Annotated in this window: 15 protein-coding genes; 7 read left to right on the forward strand and 8 right to left on the reverse strand. The window is 62.0% G+C overall.

From position 1 onward, the window contains the following. Nucleotide 1 precedes the first annotated feature (1 nt). The gene (locus tag AB5I78_RS12175) at nt 2-583 is read left to right on the forward strand and encodes a GNAT family N-acetyltransferase (RefSeq protein ID WP_119741603.1); all 582 of its coding nucleotides are present in this window, start codon (nt 2-4) and stop codon (nt 581-583) included. Here AB5I78_RS12175 and AB5I78_RS12180 read toward each other — a convergent pair. Beyond that, on the reverse strand, nt 580-1,473 hold the full coding sequence (locus AB5I78_RS12180; RefSeq protein ID WP_145165971.1) for a LysR substrate-binding domain-containing protein: 894 nt from the start codon (nt 1,471-1,473) through the stop codon (nt 580-582). The two genes, AB5I78_RS12175 and AB5I78_RS12180, sit on opposite strands and share 4 nt — an antisense overlap. A gap of 156 nt (nt 1,474-1,629) precedes the next feature. Here AB5I78_RS12180 and gspG point away from each other — a divergent pair, with 156 nt between their 5' ends. Then, nucleotides 1,630-2,079, forward strand: coding sequence for a type II secretion system major pseudopilin GspG (gspG, locus tag AB5I78_RS12185; protein ID WP_369303226.1), 450 nt, complete (start codon nt 1,630-1,632; stop codon nt 2,077-2,079). Between the two features lie 85 nt (nt 2,080-2,164). Then, entirely contained in the window at nt 2,165-2,509 is a 345-nt protein-coding gene (locus AB5I78_RS12190; protein ID WP_145165973.1) for a hypothetical protein, read from the forward strand. Between the two features lie 60 nt (nt 2,510-2,569). Here AB5I78_RS12190 and AB5I78_RS12195 read toward each other — a convergent pair whose 3' ends face one another. Further along, nucleotides 2,570-2,806 (reverse strand): hypothetical protein, encoded by a 237-nt coding sequence (locus AB5I78_RS12195; RefSeq protein WP_106578721.1) that lies wholly within the window; start codon nt 2,804-2,806, stop codon nt 2,570-2,572. 227 nt (nt 2,807-3,033) lie between these two features. Here AB5I78_RS12195 and AB5I78_RS12200 point away from each other — a divergent pair, with 227 nt between their 5' ends. Beyond that, nucleotides 3,034-3,591: an NADPH-dependent FMN reductase gene (locus AB5I78_RS12200; RefSeq protein WP_369303227.1), complete on the forward strand. Its 558-nt coding sequence runs from the start codon at nt 3,034-3,036 to the stop codon at nt 3,589-3,591. A 107-nt stretch (nt 3,592-3,698) separates the two neighbouring features. Here AB5I78_RS12200 and AB5I78_RS12205 read toward each other — a convergent pair whose 3' ends face one another. Then, a complete protein-coding gene (locus tag AB5I78_RS12205) occupies nt 3,699-4,328 on the reverse strand; it encodes an FMN-dependent NADH-azoreductase (RefSeq protein WP_369303228.1) in 630 nt (209 codons plus the stop codon). Between the two features lie 94 nt (nt 4,329-4,422). On the opposite strand from AB5I78_RS12205, the gene AB5I78_RS12210 reads away from it, so the two are divergent. Next, nucleotides 4,423-5,277 (forward strand): LysR substrate-binding domain-containing protein, encoded by an 855-nt coding sequence (locus AB5I78_RS12210; protein WP_369303255.1) that lies wholly within the window; start codon nt 4,423-4,425, stop codon nt 5,275-5,277. 19 nt (nt 5,278-5,296) lie between these two features. Here AB5I78_RS12210 and poxB read toward each other — a convergent pair whose 3' ends face one another. The 3 genes from poxB to AB5I78_RS12225 form a co-directional block, all read right to left on the reverse strand. Further along, on the reverse strand, nt 5,297-7,021 hold the full coding sequence (gene poxB / locus AB5I78_RS12215) for a ubiquinone-dependent pyruvate dehydrogenase (protein ID WP_369303229.1): 1,725 nt from the start codon (nt 7,019-7,021) through the stop codon (nt 5,297-5,299). Nucleotides 7,022-7,267: 246 nt separating this feature from the next. Continuing rightward, entirely contained in the window at nt 7,268-7,762 is a 495-nt protein-coding gene (locus AB5I78_RS12220) for a DUF934 domain-containing protein (protein WP_145165977.1), read from the reverse strand. After that, nucleotides 7,746-9,404 carry a nitrite/sulfite reductase gene (locus tag AB5I78_RS12225; RefSeq protein WP_017136919.1) on the reverse strand — a complete coding sequence of 553 codons (1,659 nt, stop codon included), beginning with the start codon at nt 9,402-9,404 and terminating at the stop codon, nt 7,746-7,748. The genes AB5I78_RS12220 and AB5I78_RS12225 overlap by 17 nt, the downstream gene beginning before the upstream one ends. Nucleotides 9,405-9,827: 423 nt before the next feature. Between AB5I78_RS12225 and AB5I78_RS12230 the strand changes: the two genes are divergently transcribed. Beyond that, nucleotides 9,828-10,907 carry an ABC transporter substrate-binding protein gene (locus tag AB5I78_RS12230; protein WP_369303230.1) on the forward strand — a complete coding sequence of 360 codons (1,080 nt, stop codon included), beginning with the start codon at nt 9,828-9,830 and terminating at the stop codon, nt 10,905-10,907. A gap of 6 nt (nt 10,908-10,913) precedes the next feature. Here the strand turns inward: AB5I78_RS12230 and AB5I78_RS12235 are convergent, their stop codons facing one another. Continuing rightward, nucleotides 10,914-11,129, reverse strand: a complete 216-nt coding sequence (locus AB5I78_RS12235; RefSeq protein WP_145165989.1) for a DUF2970 domain-containing protein — start codon at nt 11,127-11,129, stop codon at nt 10,914-10,916. Nucleotides 11,130-11,270: 141 nt separating this feature from the next. Here AB5I78_RS12235 and AB5I78_RS12240 point away from each other — a divergent pair, with 141 nt between their 5' ends. Beyond that, complete coding sequence (locus AB5I78_RS12240; protein ID WP_369303231.1) at nt 11,271-18,257, forward strand: dermonecrotic toxin domain-containing protein; 6,987 nt, start codon at nt 11,271-11,273, stop codon at nt 18,255-18,257. 4 nt (nt 18,258-18,261) lie between these two features. Here the strand turns inward: AB5I78_RS12240 and metH are convergent, their stop codons facing one another. Continuing rightward, complete coding sequence (gene metH / locus AB5I78_RS12245; RefSeq protein WP_145165981.1) at nt 18,262-21,972, reverse strand: methionine synthase; 3,711 nt, start codon at nt 21,970-21,972, stop codon at nt 18,262-18,264. Between the last annotated feature and the right edge of the window lie 81 nt (nt 21,973-22,053).

The following is a 22,053-nucleotide window of genomic DNA, read 5'->3' on the forward strand; positions in this document are numbered from 1 at the left end:
TATGCAAGCTGTAATGAACCCGAAGTACCCGGGGCTCAGCGTACGGGTCGCCGATGAAGGTTTTGATGCCTACGTGTGGGGCAATGATTTCAGTTTTGAGGTCAGTGCCTACGGCGTGCCGGAGATGGGCAAACGCGTCGACCAGTGGGCCGTTGAGCGCATCCTGCCGTACCGCAAATGTTATGGCATCGACCCGGAAGAGTTCGCCAGTTTTCGCGATGCGCCTGACAGCGCGATCTTCATGGCGTACCTGGATGACCGTGCGGTGGGGCATATCGTGGTCAGCACCAACTGGAACGGCTTTGCCCACGTCGACGAGCTGGCGGTGGCCTTGCCTGCGCGCCGTCATGGGGTGGCCAAGGCCTTGCTGGACGTGGCGCAATTCTGGAGTCGCAAGAAAAACCTGCCGGGCATGATGCTGGAAACCCAGAACAACAACCTCGGCGCCTGTCGTCTGTATGAGCGTTGCGGCTATGTCATGGGCGGGATTGATCAGCTGCGTTATCGCGGCATCGATCCGCAGACCCGTGAAGTGGCGATTTTCTGGTACCGGTTGTTCAAGACCGAGCTCGAACAGGTTTAACTCGCCAGCAGGCTATCGGCCTTCTGCGTGACAATGTCCAGCAACGCATTGAGTGCCGGTGACGTCTCCGCGTCCTTGAGAGTCAGCGCGTACAGGCTGACCATGATCGGCGGCGACACCGGGCATGCATCCAGCCCAGCCTCGCGCGCACCGGACGCGGTGAACGGGTCGACAATCGCCAGGCCTTCGCCGGCTTCCACCATGCTGCGCATCATCTGGTAGGTCTGCACCCGCGTCTGCACCACCGGCAGCGGGCGCAGGGCCTGCAGCTTGGCGTCCAGCAAGCGGCTCAACGGGTCATGCCCTTCAAGCCCGATCAGCGATTGCCCGGCCAGGTCCTGCAAGGCGATGTACTTTTGTTTGGGTTTCAGCCAGCCATGGGGGGCGAGCAATTGCAGCTTGCCCTCGGCCAACACGCTGCTCTGGATTTGCGGGTGTTGCGGGTCATGCAGGCTCAGGCCCACATCGGCTTCGTGCAGCAGCAGGCTTCTGACGATCTCGCGGGTCGGCTGGCTCGACAGGTTGCACGGCGTGTCCTGGAAGCGCCGGCGCAGTACGGCGATGCTTTGCGGCAACAACTGATTGGCCAGCGGCGGGGTGCACAGCGCGCGCAAGGCCGGAGCGTGATGGAGTTTCAAGCGGCTGGCCAGGCGTTGCACCGGCTCCAGCGCCTCATAGAGGTGACTGATGTGTGCCTGCAGCTCGAGTGTTTCGCGCGTCGCTTGCAAACGCCCGCGCACACTGGCAAACAGCATGAAGCCCAGTTGCTGCTCGGCATCCTTGAGCGTTGCGTCTACATCGCCCACGGGAAGTTGCAACCACTCGGCGGCCGTGCCGAGGTGTCCGGTCTGCAAGATGGCCTGAATCACTTCGATATGACGTAAACGCATCGCCGGAGTCTAGGGTCAGTGGGGCGGGGATTCAATGGCTGGGAAAAAAACAGCGCGGGCCTTGATGCGAGTCGTCTAACGTTCACCTTGCGTGCGCTGCAACGAGCGGGTCATATAAAGAGCGTATCAACCGAGGTTCAACAGGGAGCCCTTCCAATGCCCGGATACACCGCAGTCACAGGCAAACCGCAACCCCAGCAAGGTTTTACACGCTGGGCGGTGCTGGTGGTACTGGTCATCATTGGCTTGCTGGCCCTGGCGGTGGGGCCGCGCTTGTTTGGTGATGTGACGCTGGCAGAGATCGCGACGGCCAAGGCCCAGGTGGCCGAGCTGGGCAAGGCGGTCGAACAGTTTCACCAAGACACGGGTCGCTACCCCACCGATGAGGAAGGTCTGGAGGCGTTGACCACGCCGCCTGCGCAGGACGCCAAGTGGAAAGGGCCCTACGTCAGTGACGAGTTGTTGACCGACCCGTGGGGCGTTGCCTATCAGTACCACTACCCGGCGACGCAGCCCAACACGGCGTTCGACCTGTTTTCGTTCGGCAAGGACCGCACGCTGGGCGGGTTCGGCGATAACAAGGACATTACCTACGGCGACAACTGATTCATCTGGCATTAGTCATCGACCTGATTAGAATGGCTGCGCTGATCAATAACGACCAATACAACAAAAACAGGTCTGGTCTCGAATGCCTATTCCCTCACGTTTCTTCGGGGTAACGGCCAAGCAACTCCTGGTGCTGGTGACCGTGGGGTGCGTGGCTGCTTATCTCTTCGATAATCACGATGAACACACGCCGGAAAGCCGCGCACTCGAGGCGTTTATCCGTTCCCAGGAACAGGTGGATGCGCAGGTGGGGGCGGTGCTGGAGGTCGTGTTGATCAGGCAGGTGGTGGCCTATCCCGCTAACGGCGCGCCGGGCTACAAGCGTTCGCTGTATGCGGTTGAGGGCGAGCGGGGGCGTTTGATGGTGACGCTCAAGCAGGTGGAGGGCGAGCAGGGCGTGGAAGTGACGCAGCTACGCCGGCCGTGATCACCCAGCCCAGTCAATGCCATCAATGGCCAGGACTGAGCAGGTCGATAAGCCGAGATCTTATGACGCGAGGGTCGTTTGCGATTCGCGGACGATGATGGTCCCCGACTGGATCAATTTGAATTCATCGCCTTCCAGTTTCTCTACACGATCGCCAATGGCCAGCTTGTAGGTAGTGGTAGGCGCCGAGCCAGCCAGGTCGCCTTGCACCGGGTTGGATTCCTGGAACTCATGCACCGAATACACGCGTCCTTCCGCGTCTCTGGCATGGAACTGTCCGACAAGTACTGCAGCCATCTGTTTAGAACCTCTGGAGATAAACACTCGATTTGCGGTTCTGTAGACCGTCATGGAGCGGGGTAGTTTACCTATGGAAAAAAAATACTATTCGCTGATGTTTTCAGAGTCTTCCTACGCAAGTCACTGCTCGGCAAACGTCTGCGGAATTATCAAAACCTTCTGGTGAACCTGCGGCGAAGACTTTATAACTGCAAGCTCCTTAGTCAAACGTCGGGAAAACCTCCATGAGCAAGGTCTACACGATTGCCGTCCTGGTTGGCAGCTTGAGAAAAGACTCGATCAACCGCAAGGTCGCCCTGGCCCTGGCCGATCTGGCCCCTGCCACTCTCAAATTGAACATTGTGGAAATTGGCGATTTGCCGCTCTACAACGAAGACCTCGAGGGAGCATCGCCGCCCGCAGCCTACAGTAGTTTCCGTCAGCAAGTACGCTCATCCGACGCGGTGTTGTTTGTGACGCCCGAATACAACCGTTCCGTGCCCGCACCGTTGAAGAATGCCATTGACGTAGGGTCTCGTCCTTACGGGCAAAGTGTCTGGGGCGGCAAGCCGGGGGCGGTCATCAGTGTGTCGCCCGGAGCGATTGGCGGCTTTGGCGCCAACCATCACCTGCGCCAGTCGCTGGTATTCCTTGATGTGCCGTGCATGCAGCAACCGGAAGCGTACCTGGGGGGCGCGGGCAGCGTGTTTGATGACGCAGGAAAACTCTCGGAAAAGACCAGGCCGTTCCTGCAGGCGTTTATCGACGCCTACGGCAAGTGGGTAGAAAAGCAGTCCGACTGATGCGTCTGCCTGTGTAGGAACCTGCCTGCCGGCGATTGGCCCTCACGCCTGGCGCTGCCAATCACATCGCCTTCGCCGGCAAGCTGGCGCCTGCCGCCGCCCCGTGGTCAAGCGAGGCGGTCTGCCAGCGCCAGCGCCTGCTCGGTGGCTGCCTGGCGAGACGCCTGATCCACTTCTGGCCCCAAGATAGTTTTTTCCACAAACAGTGAGTGCACATCGGTCACGCCGATAAACCCCAGCCAGGCCTCCATGTACGGTTTCTGAAAGTCCATCGCCTGTGCGTCAGGCGCTGAAAAATCCATGCCCCGCGCATACACATTCACCGCCGTTTTGTCATGCAGCAACCCGCGCAACCCATGCTCCGGGCTGAACTCGAACAGCACGCCTTTCTGCGAAACCACGTCGATAAAGTGCTTGAGCTTGTAGGGCAGCGCGAAATTCCACAGTGGCACCGAGAACACCAGCAGGTCGGCCTGATGCAGATGGGTCGCCAGCGATCTCAGCGCGTCCCAGGCTGCCGCCTGTTCCTCGGTCAATGCTGTGCCGCTGAGGCCGGCGTATTTGGCCTCCATGATCGGACCATCGAACTCCGGCAGGTCAAGAGCCCAAAGGTCCAGCGTCACCACGCGGGTGTCCGGGGCGTTGTGCTGATAGCGCGCGATAAAGTGTCGGGCGATTTCCAGCGACGCGGAGCGCTGTTTGCGCGGCGAGCATTCAATGTGCAGAAGAGTGGTCATGACAGGCCTCGGGAATGATGACCTGAACATTGCAACATAGCGCTCGATGAAATATAAATCGTATTTTCATCGTCTATTGATCACCTATCAGAATATGTTTGATGCCTTGCTGCTCAAGACCTTCGTCGCGGTCGTGGACGAAGGCGGCTTCAGTCGCGCCGGTGAGCGCCTGCACCTGACGCAATCGGCCGTCAGCGGGCATTTGCGCCGCCTCGAAGAACAGGTCGGCAAACCGCTGCTGACGCGCACCACGCGTTCCCAACAGTTGACGCCGGATGGTCAGCGGTTGATCGCCTATGCGCGCGGCATCCTGGCGCTGCATCGTGATGCCTGGGCAGAACTGACGCGTTCGGCGTTTGAAGGAAGCCTTCGCGTAGGTGTGTCGGAGGAGTTCGCCGAGGCGTGTTTGCTGCGGGAGCTGCAGGACGTTGCCGCGCAGTACCCTGGCCTGCATATCAGCGTGCAGGTGGGCATCCCTGGTTCGTTGCTGAGTTTGATGAAACAGGGCGAGCTGGATGTGGTGGTGGGTTCGTTGTGCGAGTCCAGTGAGCCGGGCCTGGCGTTATGGCGCGAACCGTTGGTGTGGGCCTGGTCGGTACAACCGCTGGCGGCATTGCCGACGCCGTTGCCACTGGCCCTGTTCCCCGAGCCCTGTCCGTACCGCGAGGCGGCGCTGTCACGGCTTGCTCAAGCTGGAATTGCTCAGCGTACGGCCATGCAGTGCGCCAGCTATGCGGCGTTGCACGCCGCGGCATCGGCCGGTTTTGCCGTGGCCCCGATGGCGCAAAGCCAAGTGGGCCCAGGCTTGGCGGTCCTCGGCGCCGAGCACGGGTTGCCCGCATTGCCCGATGCCGAGTTTCGCCTGTTCAGCGCCCCGGATGCCGACCCGCGCATGGTCGAGGTCGTCACCCAGGTGGTGCTCCGCTATGGCGCTGCCCGGCGCCACTGAAACACCCCGCGACTGAAGCTCAGCGCAACCAGTTGGTGCGCGCCAGTTCGATCACTTCGTCGCCACGCCCGCTCATCACTGCCTTGAGCATGTACAGGCTGAAACCCTTGGCCTGTTCCAGCTTGATGCTCGGCGGCATGACCAGTTCCTGCGTCGCCGTGACCACGTCCACCAGCACCGGGCCGTCATGGGCCAGGGCGCGACGCAGGGCCGGCTCGAGGTCTTCGGATTGCTCCACGCGGATGCCCAGGATGCCCATGGCGTTGGACATCGCCGCAAAGTCAGGGTTTTTCAGCTCGGTGCCGGTGTCGAGGTAGCCGGCGGCTTTCATTTCCATGGCGACGAAACCCAGTGATGAGTTATCGAACACGATGACTTTTACCGGCAGTTTCAGTTGCGCCAACGAGATGAAATCGCCCATCAGCATGGCGAAACCGCCGTCGCCGGACATCGAAATCACTTGGCGTCCGGGAAAGGCCGCCTGGGCGCCGATGGCCTGAGGCATCGCATTCGCCATCGAACCGTGATTGAACGAGCCGATCAGGCGGCGCTTGCCGTTCATCTTCAGGTAGCGCGCGGCCCACACGGTGGGCGAGCCGACGTCGGCTGTGAAGATGGCATCGTCGTCCGCCAACTCACTGAGCAAGCGTGCGACGTACTGTGGGTGGATTGGCCGGTCGGCCTTCGAGGGTTCTGCCAGGTCGTCCAGGCCTTGGCGGGCTTTTTGGTAATGCTTAAGCGAGGTCTCGAGAAAGCTGCGATCGGTTTTGCGCGTCAAGCGTGGCAGCAGCGCGTTGATGGTTTCGCTGACGTCGGCGGCGATGCCCAGGTCCAGCGTGGCCCGACGCCCGAGCGCCTGCGGATTACGGTCGACCTGGATGATTTTTGCGTCGGTCGGGTAGAACTGGCGGTAGGGAAAGTCGGTGCCGAGCATGATCAGCGTGTCGCAGTTGAGCATGGCGTGGTAACCCGAGCTGAACCCGATCAGGCCGGTCATGCCCACGTCAAACGGGTTGTCCCATTCCACATGTTCTTTGCCGCGCAACGCGTGCACCACCGGTGCGCCGAGGGCATCGGCCAGGGCCACGACCTGGTCATGGGCACCGGCGCAACCGCTGCCGCACAGCAAGGTGACTTTCTCGCTGCTCTGCAGGATTTCGCTGAGGCGTTGCAGGTCCTGTTCCGCCGGCAAGGTGCGCGGCGCATGCAGGGCCGGCCACGGCTTGAGGGTGTTTTCCACTTCCAGCAACGACACGTCGCCTGGAATGACGACCACCGCTACGCCACGGTTAAGAATCGCCGAGCGCATCGCGCGGTGCAGCACTTGGGGCATCTGCGCAGGGTTGGTCACCAACTCGATAAAGTGGCTGCACTCCTTGAACAGCTCCTGTGGATGGGTTTCCTGAAAGTAGTTCAAGCCGATTTCGGAGGAGGGGATTTGCGCAGCAATGGCCAGCACCGGCACGTGGTTGCGATGGCAGTCGAACAGGCCATTGATCAAGTGCAGGTTGCCCGGCCCGCAGCTGCCGGCGCACACCGTCAATTCGCCGGTGGCGGCGGCCTCGGCACCGGCGGCGAACGCGGCCACCTCTTCGTGGCGCACGTGCATCCACTCGATGCTGTCCATGGTGCGCAAGGCGTCGGTCAAGCCATTGAGGCTGTCGCCGGTCAGGCCCCAGATGCGCTTGATGCCCGCCTGTTCAAGGGTGGTCGCCAATTGCTGGGCCAGGTTGATTTTCGCCATGAAAAACTCCAATCGTCAGTGAGGTTAAAAACTGCTGATCAATAGGGGACAGTTCGATCACGGCGGATGTTCATCCTTTAGTGTGAAGATTGCGTCATCGTGCGCCCACAGTGGTGCTTTGGTGTTGCTGACATTGCATGTGCAGTCACGATTGCAACCCCCCACAGTCCTCGTGGCTCGCTCATTGCTGTACCGAGCGGACATAAAAAAGCCCTGGCATGCCAGGGCTTTTTCATGGGCTAACGCTTAGCGACGACGAAACAGCGGCAACGGCTCATCCGTGGCTGCCTGGTACGTCACCGAGAAATCCTTGAGGCTTTCCAGCGCTTCGTACGGGTCTTTGTCGGCACGCAAGGCGAAGGCGTCGAACCCGCAACGGTGCAGATAAAACAGCTGGTCGCGCAGCACGTCGCCAATCGCGCGCAGCTCGCCCTTGAAGCCGTAGCGGTCACGCAGCAGGCGCGCGTTGGAGTAGTTGCGCCCGTCGGTGAAGGCCGGGAAGTTCAGGGCGATGACCTGGAAGTGCTCCACGTCGGCGCCGATCTCTTCGGCTTCTTCATCGGCGTCCAGCCACACACCCAGGCCGCCGTCGCGGGCCTTGAGGGCATGGCCGTGCTCGCGCCACAGGGCCAACGGCACGATCAGGTCGTCGCAGTTGGAAATGCCGTCGAAGCTCGCGTCCTTGGGCAGCAGGTGCCAGGTTTCGTCGAGGACTTCGTTGTTCTTAATGATTCGCTGCATAGACGCGCTCCTTGAACAGGTCGATGCCGATGCGCTGGTAGGTGTCGATGAAACGCTCATCTTCGGTGCGCTGTTCGATGTACACATCGATCAGTTTGCCGATCACCTCGGGCATGGCTTCCTGGGCGAAGGACGGGCCGAGGATCTTGCCCAGGCTCGCATCGCGGCTGGCACTGCCGCCCAGGGACACTTGGTAGAATTCTTCGCCTTTCTTGTCCACGCCCAGGATGCCGATGTGGCCGACGTGGTGGTGACCACAGGCGTTCATGCAACCGGAGATGTTCAGGTCCAGCTCGCCGATGTCGAACAGGTAGTCCAGGTCGTCGAAACGGCGCTGGATCGATTCGGCAATCGGGATCGATTTAGCGTTGGCCAGGGAGCAGAAATCGCCGCCCGGGCAGCAGATGATGTCGGTCAGCAAGCCGATGTTCGGCGTGGCGAAACCACCTTCGCGCAGCTCGCCCCACAGGGTGAACAGCTGGCTTTGCTCCACGTCCGCGAGAATGATGTTCTGCTCGTGGGAGGTGCGCAGTTGGCCAAAGCTGTAGCGCTCGGCCAGGTCGGCAACGGCGTCCAGCTGCTTGTCGGTGATGTCACCCGGCGCAACGCCGGTGGGTTTGAGCGACAGGGTCACGGCGACGTAGCCCGGCTTTTTATGCGCCAGGGTGTTGCGGGTGCGCCAGCGGGCGAAACCTGGGTGCTGCTGATCGAGTGCAGCCAACTCGGCGTCCTGATTGCTCAGGGCCTTGTACTCAGGATCGACGAAGTGCTTGGCCACGCGGTGTACTTCGGCTTCGGTCAGCGTGGTTTGGCCACCGCGCAGGTGTTCCATTTCGGCGTCGACTTTCTGCGCGAATACCTCAGGGGTCAGCGCCTTGACCAGGATTTTGATCCGGGCCTTGTATTTGTTGTCACGACGGCCGTAGCGGTTGTAGACCCGCAGGATGGCGTCGAGGTAGCTCAACAGGTCTTGCCAGGGCAGGAATTCATTGATGAACGCGCCAACGACCGGCGTACGGCCCAGGCCACCACCGACCAGCACGCGGAAACCCAGCTCGCCGGCCGCGTTGTGCACCGGCTCAAGGCCGATATCGTGCACTTCGATGGCGGCGCGGTCCGAGGTCGAGCCATTGATGGCGATCTTGAACTTGCGCGGCAGGTAGGCGAACTCAGGGTGGAAGGTGGTCCACTGACGCACGATTTCACACCACGGACGCGGGTCGATCAGCTCATCGGCCGCCACACCGGCGAATTGGTCGGTGGTCACGTTGCGCAGGCAGTTACCGCTGGTCTGAATGGCGTGCATCTGCACGGTGGCCAGCTCGGCCAGGATGTCCGGCACGTCCTCCAGCGCCGGCCAGTTGAACTGTACGTTCTGGCGGGTACTGATGTGGGCGTAGCCTTTGTCGAAGTCGCGGGCAATCTTGGCCATCATGCGTGTCTGACGGGAAGTCAGTTGGCCATAAGGCACGGCAACCCGCAGCATCGGCGCAAAGCGCTGAACATAAAGGCCATTTTGCAGGCGCAGAGGGCGGAACTCTTCTTCGCTCAGTTCACCTGCTAGGTAGCGTCGGGTCTGATCACGGAACTGCTTGACGCGGTCCTCAATGATGCGCTGATCGTATTCGTCGTATACGTACATATAGGTCCTGTTCTCGGCAAATCTGCGCGCACGGCCGCGCACTCCCAACGGAGCCGGCGCACGATACCAGTTTGCGTTTATGCGCAAAAGTGATGTTTGAGTATATGCAAATAACCAAAATGCCTAATGAGAAGGGTTATCGCGATACCCACATTTGTCATGCGGGCAATCATCAACTTTACTGTGAGCGTGTTTGAGTGCAATCACCTATAAAACCGATAAGAGGCGATGCAATGAGCAATTCGACCAAAGCCCGTAAACCCGACAGTACCGTTGATGCCTGGGCGATTTTGTTTTTGATAATCCTGGTGGTTGGAACCGCCGTGTTCTGGGTTAGCCACCAATAAACCAGCGTTGATTGGACCTCGATTGACTGTCGTATTGCCACTATCATGGCGGTCAACGTTCAAGGTTCTGACAACTATGTTGAAGGTTTTTATTACGTGTGTGTGGTTGCTGGGATCGACGTTCGGGGCCACGGCCCACGCCGCGTCGGTGGTGTTTCTCAACCCTGGCACGTCCACGGAAACCTTCTGGGTCAACTACGCGCAATTCATGCAGGCCGCTGCCAAGGACCTCGGCCTGGATTTGCGCGTGCTTTATTCCGAGCGCGATCCGCGTAACACCCTGGCACAGGCCCGGGAAGCGCTGCAAGGCAGCGAGCGGCCTGATTACCTGGTGCTGGTGAATGAGCGATACGTCGCCCCGCAGATTCTGCGCATGGCCCAGGGCAGCCCAGTCAAGCTGCTGATCGTGAATAACGCCCTGACCAGCGACCAGGTGCAATTGCTCAATGCACACAGCTATCCCAACTGGCTCGGCAGTCTTATCGCCAATGATGAGGATGCCGGTTACCTGATGCTCAAAGAGCTGCTGCGTCAGCATGGCCCCGTCGCACCCGGCCAAACCCTCGATCTGCTGGCGTTTTCCGGGGCCAAGACCACGCCGGCGGCGCAACTGCGCGAGCAGGGTTTACAGCGGGCTCTGGTCGATTTTCCCTACGTGCGTTTGCGCCAGCTGGTGTACGGCGAGTGGAGCCGCCAGCGCGCGTTCGACCAGGCCACACAACTGTTCAAACGTTATCCGCAAACCGCTCTGGTGTGGTCGGCCAATGATGAAATGGCGCTGGGCGCGATGGAGGCGCTGCAAGCCACTGGGCGTACGCCGGGCAAGGAGGTGCTGTTCAGCGCCGTCAACAGTTCGCCCGAGGTATTGCGGGCCCGCCTCGATGGGCGCTTGAGCGCATTGGTGGCGGGGCACTTCACCCTTGGCGGCTGGGCGATGGTGCTGCTGCATGACGATGCGCTGGGGCTGGATATCCGCCAGAACGGCGTGAATGAACGCAGGCTCGATCTGTTTGAGTTGATCGGCCCGGACCTTGCCCAGCGTCTGCTGGACATCAACGCGGCGCAGGTCTACGGCGTGAATTTTCGGGCATTGTCGGCCCAGGGCAAGCCCGCCGGTTACGTTTACCCGTTCGGTTTGCAGCTGTTAACGCCTTGAGCGCACTCAAACGCCTGCCAGGTGCAGCACCAGCTTGACGATGGCGAACAAGGTCAGCGCAAACACCGCCGTGAACACAATTCCCATGATCACGAAGTGGCTGGGCTTGCCGTGAGTAAAATCGCGCGCGCGGTTCTTCCCGCTTTGCACCCCGAAGGCTGCGGCCATCACGCTGTGCAGCATTTGCCAGAAAGTAGGGGGCTTATTGGGTGAGTCGTTCATAAAACCCTCGTCATGCGGATTCGGTCGATCCTGAGCAAGCATAGTCAATTCCCCGCAGCGGGCGATAAAAGTGCACCGCTTCGCGGGGCCGCCAGCGTGATTTTCTGATGCTTCCTCAAGACGCATCAGGAATCTGCTCACATGCCTGCCCCCTCACTTCATGTTCCCTTCATCAAGACCCGTTTGCCCGGATGGATCAAACACCTGGCGGCGCCGGATATCGAGGCCCTCAACCGCGCCCGCGACCCGGTGCAGCGCTTCAAGAGCGCCTACCCCGAGGCCTTTGCCGCCGCCAGCCCAGCATTGCGCCAGGCCCTGGACCACAGCGGCCGCCGGCGCCAGGCCTCCAGCCAGGCCCTGGCAGCAACGCTGAAAGACTTCAAAGGCGTCACCGAGTTTGCCGAGCCGTTGCTGGCCGAGGCATTGCACAAGACATTCGGCCAAACACCCGACGTCAACACCACCGTGCTGTTCCACCTGCACGCGCCCAACCGGGTCGAACAGCAGTCCCTGTTGCAAGCCGCGCTGCGCAACTTCGAAGACGGCGAACGGTTTGATGAAACCGCGTTGCAGGAAACCAGTGCGCTGGCCCCGGCGGGGTCGCTGGACACCCTGGCGTACGATGAAAGCGAGCGTTATCCCTTTGCGAAATGGCGTTACCGCCTGCGCGACAAGCTGTCGATCAAGCCTGAGGATTTCGCCAGCCTGTGCCGCGAGCTGGACCTGGGTCAGCAGTACCAGCAACACCTGAGCGGCGTGTTTGAGACGCCAGCCACTGCGGCGCAGGTGCGCCGGCAGATGATCGAGGCAAACAAGGACACGCTGCGGGTACAAGCCCACATCGCTCGCCTGCGCTCGACCCTCAGCCCCACGGCCTACGCCACGTTGCTGGCGATACTCGATGCCCATCCCGCACCGAGCCTGGATGGCAAGCCGGTGGCTTACAGCCAGTTGAACCTGTTGGGGGCGCAGGTGAGCGAGGTGCTGATCATCGGCGCCAGCGCGCGCAAGCCGTTGCCGGGCGTGGTGACGCTCATCGACGTTTTCCTGCCGGCGGCCGAGTTGCTCAGACCCCAGGTGGGCGACAGTCGAATCATCGTGTGGATCCCCGGCGATCCGCGTAACCCCGTCAGGGAGTACGCATCGCTCAAGGCGTTCACCGCGCAGTTGGCGCTCAACCTGCGCTCGGTGGACTACCAGCGTTTTTTTACCGGCTTCTTGGCCCAGGATGAAGCGCAGACGTTCCTTCGGCGGCTTAGAAGCCAATTGAAGACCACGCGTTGGAACCCGAACCCGCTGCCCCCAGGGCCCAATTACAACCCTGCGGCCTACGCCCACGGCATGTACGAAGAAGTCTGGAACGACAACGTCAACCTGCGGCCCGAAGAGACCTTCATCAACGTCGAGGTGTTCGGCCATCTGTACGAACGGCACCTTGCACGCCTCAGGTCCAACGCGAAGTTGCTGGCGGTGCCCACCGCGCAGGTCGATCACGATGCCTGGGTCAATCGCCTCAAGCACTGGGCCGAATGGGGCTTGAACCTCCTCAATGTGGCGGCGTTTTTGGTGCCGGGCCTGGGCGAAGTGATGATGGCCGTCACCGCCATACAGATCGGCTATGAGGTTTATCAAGGCGTGGAAGCCTGGAACGCTGGCGACAGTGACGAGGCCTGGGCGCATCTTGCCTCGGTGATGCAGAACGTCGCGTTCATGGCCGCGCTGGGTGCCGTGGCGGGCAGGGCGCCGCCGGTTGTGCCGTCGCGCTTCGTCAACGGCATGAGCCGGGTGGTCACGCCGTTCGGCAAACTGCGCTTGTGGCATCCAGACCTTGCGGCCTACAAAAGCAGCGTCTCGCTCAAGGGGCTTGAACCCAACGCGTTGGGGCAATACCCGGTAGCAGGCAAAACCTACATTGCGCTGGAGGGCAATGTTTACGAAAAGACCTTCGACCCGGTGCGCAAGCAATGGCGGATCAAGCACCCGACTGAGATCGACGCCTATCAGCCGATTGTGCAACACAACGGGCACGGTGCCTGGCGGCACACGCTGGAGCGGCCGTTGACATGGCGTCGCAGCACATTGCTGCGCCGCTGCGGGCTGCACATGGAGCCATTTTCCGATGCGCAACTGGAACAGATCGCCGACGTCTGCGGGATCAGTGATGACCAATTGCGCAAACTGCACATGGATCAACAGGCGCCGCCGCCGGAGGTGTTGGAGATGGCCCGGCTGTTCGAGGCAGACCGCCAGGCGGACGAGGTGATCAGGCAAATCCGCGAAGGCGCCTGCGTGGAGGGCCTCTGCCAGTTCATGGTGCCGCTGGCCGTGGACATGCCGGGCTGGCCGGTCGAGGAGGTGGTGGAGGTGTTCAGCGGGCCCGAGCCCTGGGGCACTTCCCAGCGGTTTGGCGCAGCGTCGCCGGGCAGCACAAGGCCCACGATCAAGGTCACCCAGGCGCAGGTCGATACCGGGCAATTGCCGGCGCACGTGCTGGCAGCCCTCAATGACGAGCAAATCAGCCGTTTGCTGGGCCGCGAAAGCATCCAGGCCGGCGCCGACCAGGTGCAGGTGTTCAGAGAGCGTCTGGCCGATCAGGCGCAGGCCCGCAAGAAGGCGCTGTTCGACAGCCTCCAGAGCCGACGGGCGCCGCCAGACACCGACACTCGCGCACTGCAGCGCAGTTTTACGTCACTCTCGCCAGAAGCCGCGCAGCGGGTACTGGCCAGTGCCAGCGCTGCTGAGTTGAGCCAACTGCGCAGCAGTGGCCGGGTGTCTCTGCGCCTGGCCAAAGCCATTCGCGTGCACCTGCATCAGGGCAGTCTGAGCCGCGCCCTGGCAGGCGTGTACCGCGAAAACCTGGCCTCTGCGGCCAGTGATCGCTTGGCGCTGCACAGCCTCGAGCAACTGCCCGGTTGGTCGACGGCTATTCGCATCGAAGAACGGTCCCTGGGCATCAAAGGGCCGCTGGTGGACAGCATCGGCGCAGAACAGGCCGCAACGCGTTATTACCTGATCAAGGCGGATGAGAGTTTTCGGCTGCTGGATGCCGAGGGCAGGGCACTCAATAGCCTTCCCCGGTACGGTCGCAATCTGTTTGAGTCGCTGCTGCACGCGCTGCCTGATGCGCTGCGCGAGTCTTTGCAGGGCGAGCCGGCTGAGGCGTTGCGCAAGCAGGTGGCGGACTATGCGTGCAGCCACCGCGAGGCGATGTCGCGCATCCTCAAGCGCGAGCCGCTCAAGGCCGGCGCCGGTCGCCGGGTACGAAGCCCGACCGGTCAACCGGGTTATGCGGCCAGCGGTGATGCGGTGGGGTTTGCCGACGAGCCGTTGGTTGCCAGGGTGCGCGATATTTATCCCAATCTGGATGATCAGCAGGCGTTGCAGTTCGTCAGGAGTCGACTGCTTGCCGGCGATTCCGATCAGCAGGTGTTCCACCTGTTGGAGAACCGACGCAGAGAGTTCGAGGGCTTGCGCGCAGCATTGGACACCTGGGTCGAAGGCGCCGTGCCTGCCTATCCTCGGGGGGCCAACTGGCCAACCCGGCGCGATATTGCCGAGCGGCTCATTGCCGGCTGGAGAAACGGTGTGTACCGCGGGCAGGCGCCGTTGTTCGAACTCGATCTGTTGGGCACCGAGCCGTTACCGACCTGGGCTGCCGATTTTTCCCATGTGCGCAAGGTGCGAATCAGCAGTTCACAGCTCGCCGCAGGTGCACTTTCCGAACAGTTTGGCGCGCTCGAAGCCCTCGATATTTCCATTGATTCAGCCAACATGGCTGCATTCGCCGACGTGCTGGCGGGGCTCACCGGCATTACCGAGCTCAAGCTCGAGCTGCCGACGTTTTTCGGCGAGTATTCGCCGGCATTGACCCAGGCGCTTCAAGGCATGAGCCAGCTGGAGCAGTTGCACTTGACCGGCAGCCTTCCGGCCCTGGATTACCGTGCGCTGCCGCGTTTGCGTACGTTGCGGCTGGCCGGCAACCTGCGCGAATGGCCGGCAGGGCTGCTGGCGCTTGAGGGGCTTGAGTCGGCCGACCTGACCGGCGTGCAGCTCGCCGCACTGCCCGACGAACTGTTCACGGGGCATGAGCGTTTGTGGCGCCGCTTGAGGTTGAACTGGAAGGCCCTGGAACCGCAGGCGTTCCGACAGGCCTTTGACTACGTGCAGGGCAATCCGGCGCATCTGGTGGACGAACCTTACATCGTCGCGCAGTACTGTGAACAGCGCCTGGAAGCGCTGGTGCCGCATGTCCCGACCTTCGCCGCCAGTGCACTCGCCGCGTTCCATCAGGACGGCCTGGCGGGCCGTGCGTTGCTGAATAAGGTCGAGGCGCTGCACGAGGCGTATCGCGCCTGGGATGCGCCGCTGGTTGAATGGCAAAGCCGCGATGGGGCGCGCATCGAGGGCGAGCAAATGCCCTCCCACCATCGCCAGACGCTGGCGGACCGGCTGCGCGTGTGCTGGCGTGACGCGCTGGCTGCCCGGTACGCGACCCGCGAACCGGTGGCGGGCCCGTCGCGAGGCCGTGGCGAGCCGATGAGAGAGACATTGGACTTGCGCGAATATGGTGCGCCGGGCGATTTGCCGGCGCTGGGCAATACGCTGTTCCCGCACATCCGGCGTTTGATCCTGGCCGGTGCAAAGCTCACGGCGGTGCAGGTGAATGCGTTCGTGGGCCGGTTTGTGCAGTTGCGCGAACTGGATCTGAGTCACAACCGCCTGACCGAGCTGCCTCAGGCCCTTGAGACGCTGGAACACCTGAGCGACCTGAGTCTGTGTGGCAACGAACTGACGATCACCACGCCTACCCAGACGCGGCTCAACCGCCTCAAAGCACTGCGACGGCTGGACTTGTCGATGAACCGCGTTGGCCGGCTGAGCGTCACGTCGCTGACAGAACTGGTGTCGCTGAACCTGGGGCAGACCGCGATCGTCGACTGGCCCGAGGGCGTGCTGAACCTGCCGCGCCTGGGTTTCCTCGACCTCAGCCACAGTGCTGTCACCGGCATTCCCGAAGCGGTGCTGGCCGGGCACGATGTGCTGCTGGCCGGCACCAGCCTGCGCGGTTGCCGCTTGAGCCCTACGGCGCTGGCCGTGGCGCAGGCTTTTGCCCGCCGCACCAGCGCCGGAAGACCCATGGCGAGCATGTTTGACCGGCCGTTCGGGATTGATCGAAACGTACTCGCGGCCGGGATGACCGGCGGCGATCCCATGTTCTTCCCGGTAGAAGTGTCACAGCACCCGGACCTGATAATGCCGTTGGCATTGGCGCCCAAAGACACCGAGGCGTCACTGACCTCGGCCGAGCGCCTGCAACGCCTTGATCCACAGCTTGATGCCACCCAGGCCGGCAAGCGAATCGACACATGGCTGGCGCAGGACGTGAGTGCCACGCAGATCGAAACGGCGTTGCGCCAGTGGCAGGCGCAGCACACCCAGATGATCGAGCGGCTGAATGGCTGGATTGACAGGCCCGCCGTGCGCAACCGTAACGAGTGGGTCAACGCGACCGATCGCCGGCGCGCCGCTGATCGGCTGCTGGGCTGCTGGCGAGAGACGCTGAGCGACGTGCGAGGCATCCAGGCGCCCGCCAATGACGCTGCGCTTGACTTGAGCGGCCTGATCCTCGGCGACCTGCCGGCGCTGCCGGTTACCTTCAACCATGTGCGGGCGCTGGACCTGAGCGGTGTGCGGCTCACCACCGCCTCGAATGATTTTCTACGCGCCTTCCCGCGCTTGAACCGCCTGATGCTCAACGGCAACCGCATGGGCACGTTGCCCGAGGCCCTAACGCAGATGGCAGACCTGACCGAACTGGGCATCCACGACAACGCGCTGGCGGCCAACGTGCCGTTGCAGAGCCAACTGCGTGGCTTGCCGCGCCTGCAAGTGTTGGACCTGGGGCGCAACGCCCTGAGCACGTTTGACCTCACCGGTCTTGACCGCCTGCAAAGCCTGGATCTGAGTCGCAACCGGTTGTCCGAATGGCCCACCGGCGCGTTGCAAGCCCCCGCGCTGACCCGCCTCGATCTCAGGAACAACTACCCGATAGCCGTGATCCCTGCCGACGCATTTGAGCCGCAACATGCTGCCTTGATGGCCGGTACCGATTTGTCCGGCAACCTGCTGCTTGAGGAAGCGTTGATCCGCCTGCGCGAGTATCAACGCGAAACCGAGCGTGGGCTGGGTTTCAGTGCCGAGGAAATTGACGATCAGTTGGCGGGGTACGGGGCCGAGTCCGATGACGAACAACCTGATGTTCACCCTGAGCTGGAGCCGGCAGCGGTGCAAAAGGCACGCTGGTTTGACGGCGTGTCCGTCGACTCGGAGAAGCACGCGATATGGGACACGGTCATCGCCCGTGACGACAGCGGTGATTTCTCCAACATACTGGCGCAACTGCGTAATACCCGCGACTTCGAACTCGACCGCGCCGACCTGGCCGGGCGGGTTTGGCAGGTGCTGGAGGCGGCCTACGGCGATGCGGCCTTGTGCGAGCGGCTGATGGGCATCGCGCGTGCTTCCAGGCTTACGGTGACCTGCGGGGATGGCCGCATGCTGTTGTTCAACGCGCTGGAAGTCGAAGTCTATGAGTTCAATGCCCTGCGTGCCATCGACCCCACCGACAAGGGGCGCGCCCTGCTGAAACTGTCCAGAGGGTTATTCCGCCTTGACCAGCTGGAGGCGGTGGCGAGCGTGCGGATCCGCGAAAACCCGGGCACCGACCCGGCTGAAATACGCCTGGCCTACCGCATCGGCCTGGCCCGGCGCCTGGCCTTGCCCAGGCAACCTGCAAGCATGCTTTACGAAGGTCTTTCCGGAGTACGGCCAGTCGACCTGGAGGCGGCCTATACGACGATCATGGCCCGCGAACAGACACCGCTGTTCATCGAGCAACTGACGGCGCGCGCGTACTGGGTCGATTATCTGCAGCAGCAGTACCCGGACGCGTTCGCCCGGCTGCAGCAGACGCTGGCAGACAGCGCCTCTGCGCTGGAGGATCGCTACCCCGACATGAATTCGGCGTACCTGCAGCAGATGGAGGCGTTGCAGAAGGCCAACAAGGTGCAGCGCCAGGCCTTGATAAACGCGCTGTCAGCGCGGGAGATCGCCGCGCTGGGCCATTAGCCGATCAGTTGTCGTAACCCAGGTTCGGCGCCAGCCAGCGCTCGGTCACAGCCAGGTCCTGGCCTTTGCGCGCGGTGTAGCTCGTGACCTGATCCTTGTCGACCTTGCCCACGGCAAAGTACTGCGCCTGCGGATGGGCGAAGTACCAGCCACTGACCGCCGCCGCCGGGAACATCGCGTAGTGCTCGGTGAGGAACACGCCGCTGCGCCCGGCGTGCATTTCGCGCGCCTGGGGGTCCAGCAATTGGAACAGCTGGGCCTTCTCGGTGTGATCAGGGCACGCCGGGTAGCCGGGAGCAGGGCGGATGCCGCTGTATTGCTCCTTGATCAGCGCCTCGTTGTCCAGCTGCTCGTCCTTGGCGTAACCCCAGTGCTCTTTACGCACTTGCTGGTGCAGCCACTCGGCGCAGGCTTCGGCGAGGCGGTCGGCCAGGGCCTTGACCATGATCGAGTTGTAGTCGTCGCCGGCGTCCTGGTAAGCCTTGGCGACTTCTTCGGCGCCGATACCGGCGGTGGTGATAAAGCCACCGATGTAGTCGGTCACGCCGCTGTCTTTTGGCGCCACGAAGTCGGCCAGCGAGAAGTTCGGCTTGCCGTCGGTCTTGATGATCTGCTGGCGCAGGTGATGCAGCTTGGCAATCGGCTGGCCATCGTCGCCGTAGACTTCCAGGTCATCGTCCTGCACCTGGTTGGTCGGCCAGAAACCGAACACCGCGCGAGCGCTGATGAGTTTTTCGTCGATCAGCTTCTTGAGCATTTCCTGGGCATCGGCGTAGAGCGCGGTGGCCGCTTCACCGACCACTTCGTCTTCGAGGATGCGCGGGAACTTGCCGGCCAGGTCCCAGGAGATAAAGAACGGCGTCCAGTCGATGTACTCGGCCAGCACCTTGAGGTCGATATTGTCCAGCACCTTGGCGCCGGTAAAGGTCGGCTTGACCGGGGTGTAGGTGCTCCAGTCGAACTGCGGTTTCTTGGCGATGGCCGCCGGGTAGCTCAGGCGCTCGGTGCGGGCGCTGCGGTTGGACGTACGCTCGCGCACGTCGATGTATTCCAGGCGGGTTTTCTCGACGAAGCCGGCCTTCAGCTCCTTGGACAGCAATTGCGTGGCCACGCCCACTGCGCGCGAGGCGTCGGTGACGTAGATCACCGCGTCGTTGCTGTACTTGGGCTCGATCTTAACTGCCGTGTGCGCCTTGGAGGTGGTGGCGCCACCGATCATCAGCGGCAGGTGGAAGTCCTGGCGCTGCATCTCGCGGGCCACGTGCACCATCTCATCCAGCGACGGCGTGATCAGGCCGGACAGGCCAATGATGTCGCACTTCTGTTCCTTGGCCACCTGCAGGATCTTCTCCGCCGGCACCATCACGCCCAGGTCGACAATGTCGTAGCCGTTGCAACCGAGCACCACGCCGACGATGTTCTTGCCGATGTCGTGTACGTCACCTTTAACGGTGGCCATCAGGATCTTGCCCTTGGCTTCCGGCTTGTCGCCTTTTTCCAGCTCGATAAACGGAATCAAGTGGGCCACGGCCTGCTTCATCACCCGGGCGGACTTCACCACCTGGGGCAGGAACATTTTGCCGGCGCCGAACAGGTCACCGACGATGTTCATGCCGGACATCAGCGGGCCTTCGATCACTTCGATCGGGCGCGCGAACGACTGGCGCGATTCTTCGGTGTCTTCAACGATGTGCGTGGTGATGCCTTTGACCAGCGCGTGTTCCAGGCGCTTGTTGACGTCCCAGCCACGCCATTCTTCGGTCTCGGCTTCTTTGACGCTGCCGTCGCCCTTGTACTTGTCGGCGATGGCCAGCAGGGCGTCAGTGCCTTCCGGCGTGCGGTTGAGCACCACGTCTTCCACCGCATCGCGCAGCTCGGCCGGGATCTGGTCGTAGATCTCCAGCTGGCCGGCGTTGACGATACCCATGCTCAGGCCATTGCGGATCGCATACAGCAAAAACACCGAGTGAATCGCCTCACGCACCGGGTTGTTGCCACGGAACGAGAACGACACGTTGGACACGCCGCCCGAGGTCAGCGCGTACGGCAGCTCGTCGCGGATGTAGGCACAGGCATTGATGAAGTCGACGGCGTAGTTGTTGTGCTCCTCGATACCGGTGGCGACCGCGAAGATGTTCGGGTCGAAAATGATGTCTTCCGGCGGGAAGCCGACTTCATTGACGAGGATGTCGTAGGAGCGTTTGCAGATTTCTTTCTTGCGCGCTTCGGTGTCGGCCTGGCCGGCTTCGTCGAAGGCCATTACCACCACGGCGGCGCCATAGCGCTTGCACAGCTTGGCGTGGTGAATGAACTGCTCGACGCCTTCCTTCATGCTGATGGAGTTGACGATGCCCTTGCCCTGAATGCACTTAAGGCCGGCTTCGATCACTTCCCACTTGGAGGAGTCGATCATGATCGGTACGCGAGAGATGTCCGGCTCGCCGGCAATCAGGTTGAGGAAGGTCACCATGGCCTTCTTCGAATCGAGCATGCCCTCGTCCATGTTGATGTCGATCACCTGCGCGCCGGCTTCCACCTGCTGCAGGGCGACTTCCAGGGCTTCGGTGTAGTTGTCTTCACGGATCAGGCGGGCAAAACGTGCAGAGCCGGTGATGTTGGTGCGCTCGCCGACGTTGACGAACAACGAGCTGCGATCAATGGTGAACGGCTCCAGGCCCGACAGGCGGCACGCCTTGGGAATGTCCGGAATCGGGCGCGGTGCATAGCCGGCCACGGCCTTGGCGATCGCTTCAATGTGGCCCGGCGTGGTACCGCAGCAGCCGCCGACGATGTTGAGGAAGCCGCTCTGGGCGAACTCTTCGATGACCTTGGCGGTTTGCGACGGTAACTCGTCGTATTCGCCGAATTCGTTGGGCAGGCCGGCGTTCGGGTGCGCGGAAACGTGGGTATTGGCCTTGTTCGACAGCTCTTCCAGGTACGGACGCAGTTCGCTGGCGCCCAGCGCGCAGTTGAGGCCCACGGACAGTGGCTTGGCGTGGCTGACGGAGTTCCAGAACGCTTCGGTGGTCTGGCCCGACAGGGTACGGCCGGAGGCGTCGGTGATGGTGCCGGAGATCATGATCGGCAGTTCGACGTTCAGTTCTTCGAACACGCCTTGCACCGCGAAGATCGCGGCCTTGGCGTTGAGGGTGTCGAAAATGGTTTCGATCAGGATCAGGTCGGCGCCGCCTTCGATCAGGCCTTTGGTGGCTTCGGTGTAGTTTTCCACCAGCTCGTCAAAGGTCACGTTGCGGTAGCCGGGGTTGTTCACGTCCGGCGACAGCGAGCAGGTACGGCTGGTCGGGCCCAGCACGCCGGCGACAAAACGCGGCTTGGCCGGGTTTTCCAGGGTCTTGGCGTCGGCGATCTTGCGGGCCAGTCGCGCACCTTCTACGTTTAATTCGTAGGCCAGTTCTTCCATGCCGTAATCGGCCATGGAGATGCGCGTGGCGTTGAAGGTGTTGGTTTCCAGAATGTCGGCGCCGGCGTCCAGGTAGGCCTTTTCGATGCCGCCGATCACGTCCGGACGGGTGATCACCAGCAGGTCGTTGTTGCCCTTGACGTCACTCGGCCAATCGGCAAAGCGTTTGCCCCGGTAGTCGTTTTCCTCAAGCTTGTAGCTCTGGATCATCGTGCCCATGCCGCCGTCGAGGATCAGGATGCGTTCCTTGAGGGCTTGGTGAAGGGCTTGCAGACGAGCACTACGATCGGACATGGGACTACTCTGGTCAGGCATTTCGGAGGGCGTGAATCATAGCAAACCTGTGCCGATTTGGAGCATGTCCAGGTTTTGCAT

The organism is Pseudomonas sp. N2-3-1-14 (assembly GCF_041228395.1).
Lineage (GTDB): Bacteria > Pseudomonadota > Gammaproteobacteria > Pseudomonadales > Pseudomonadaceae > Aquipseudomonas.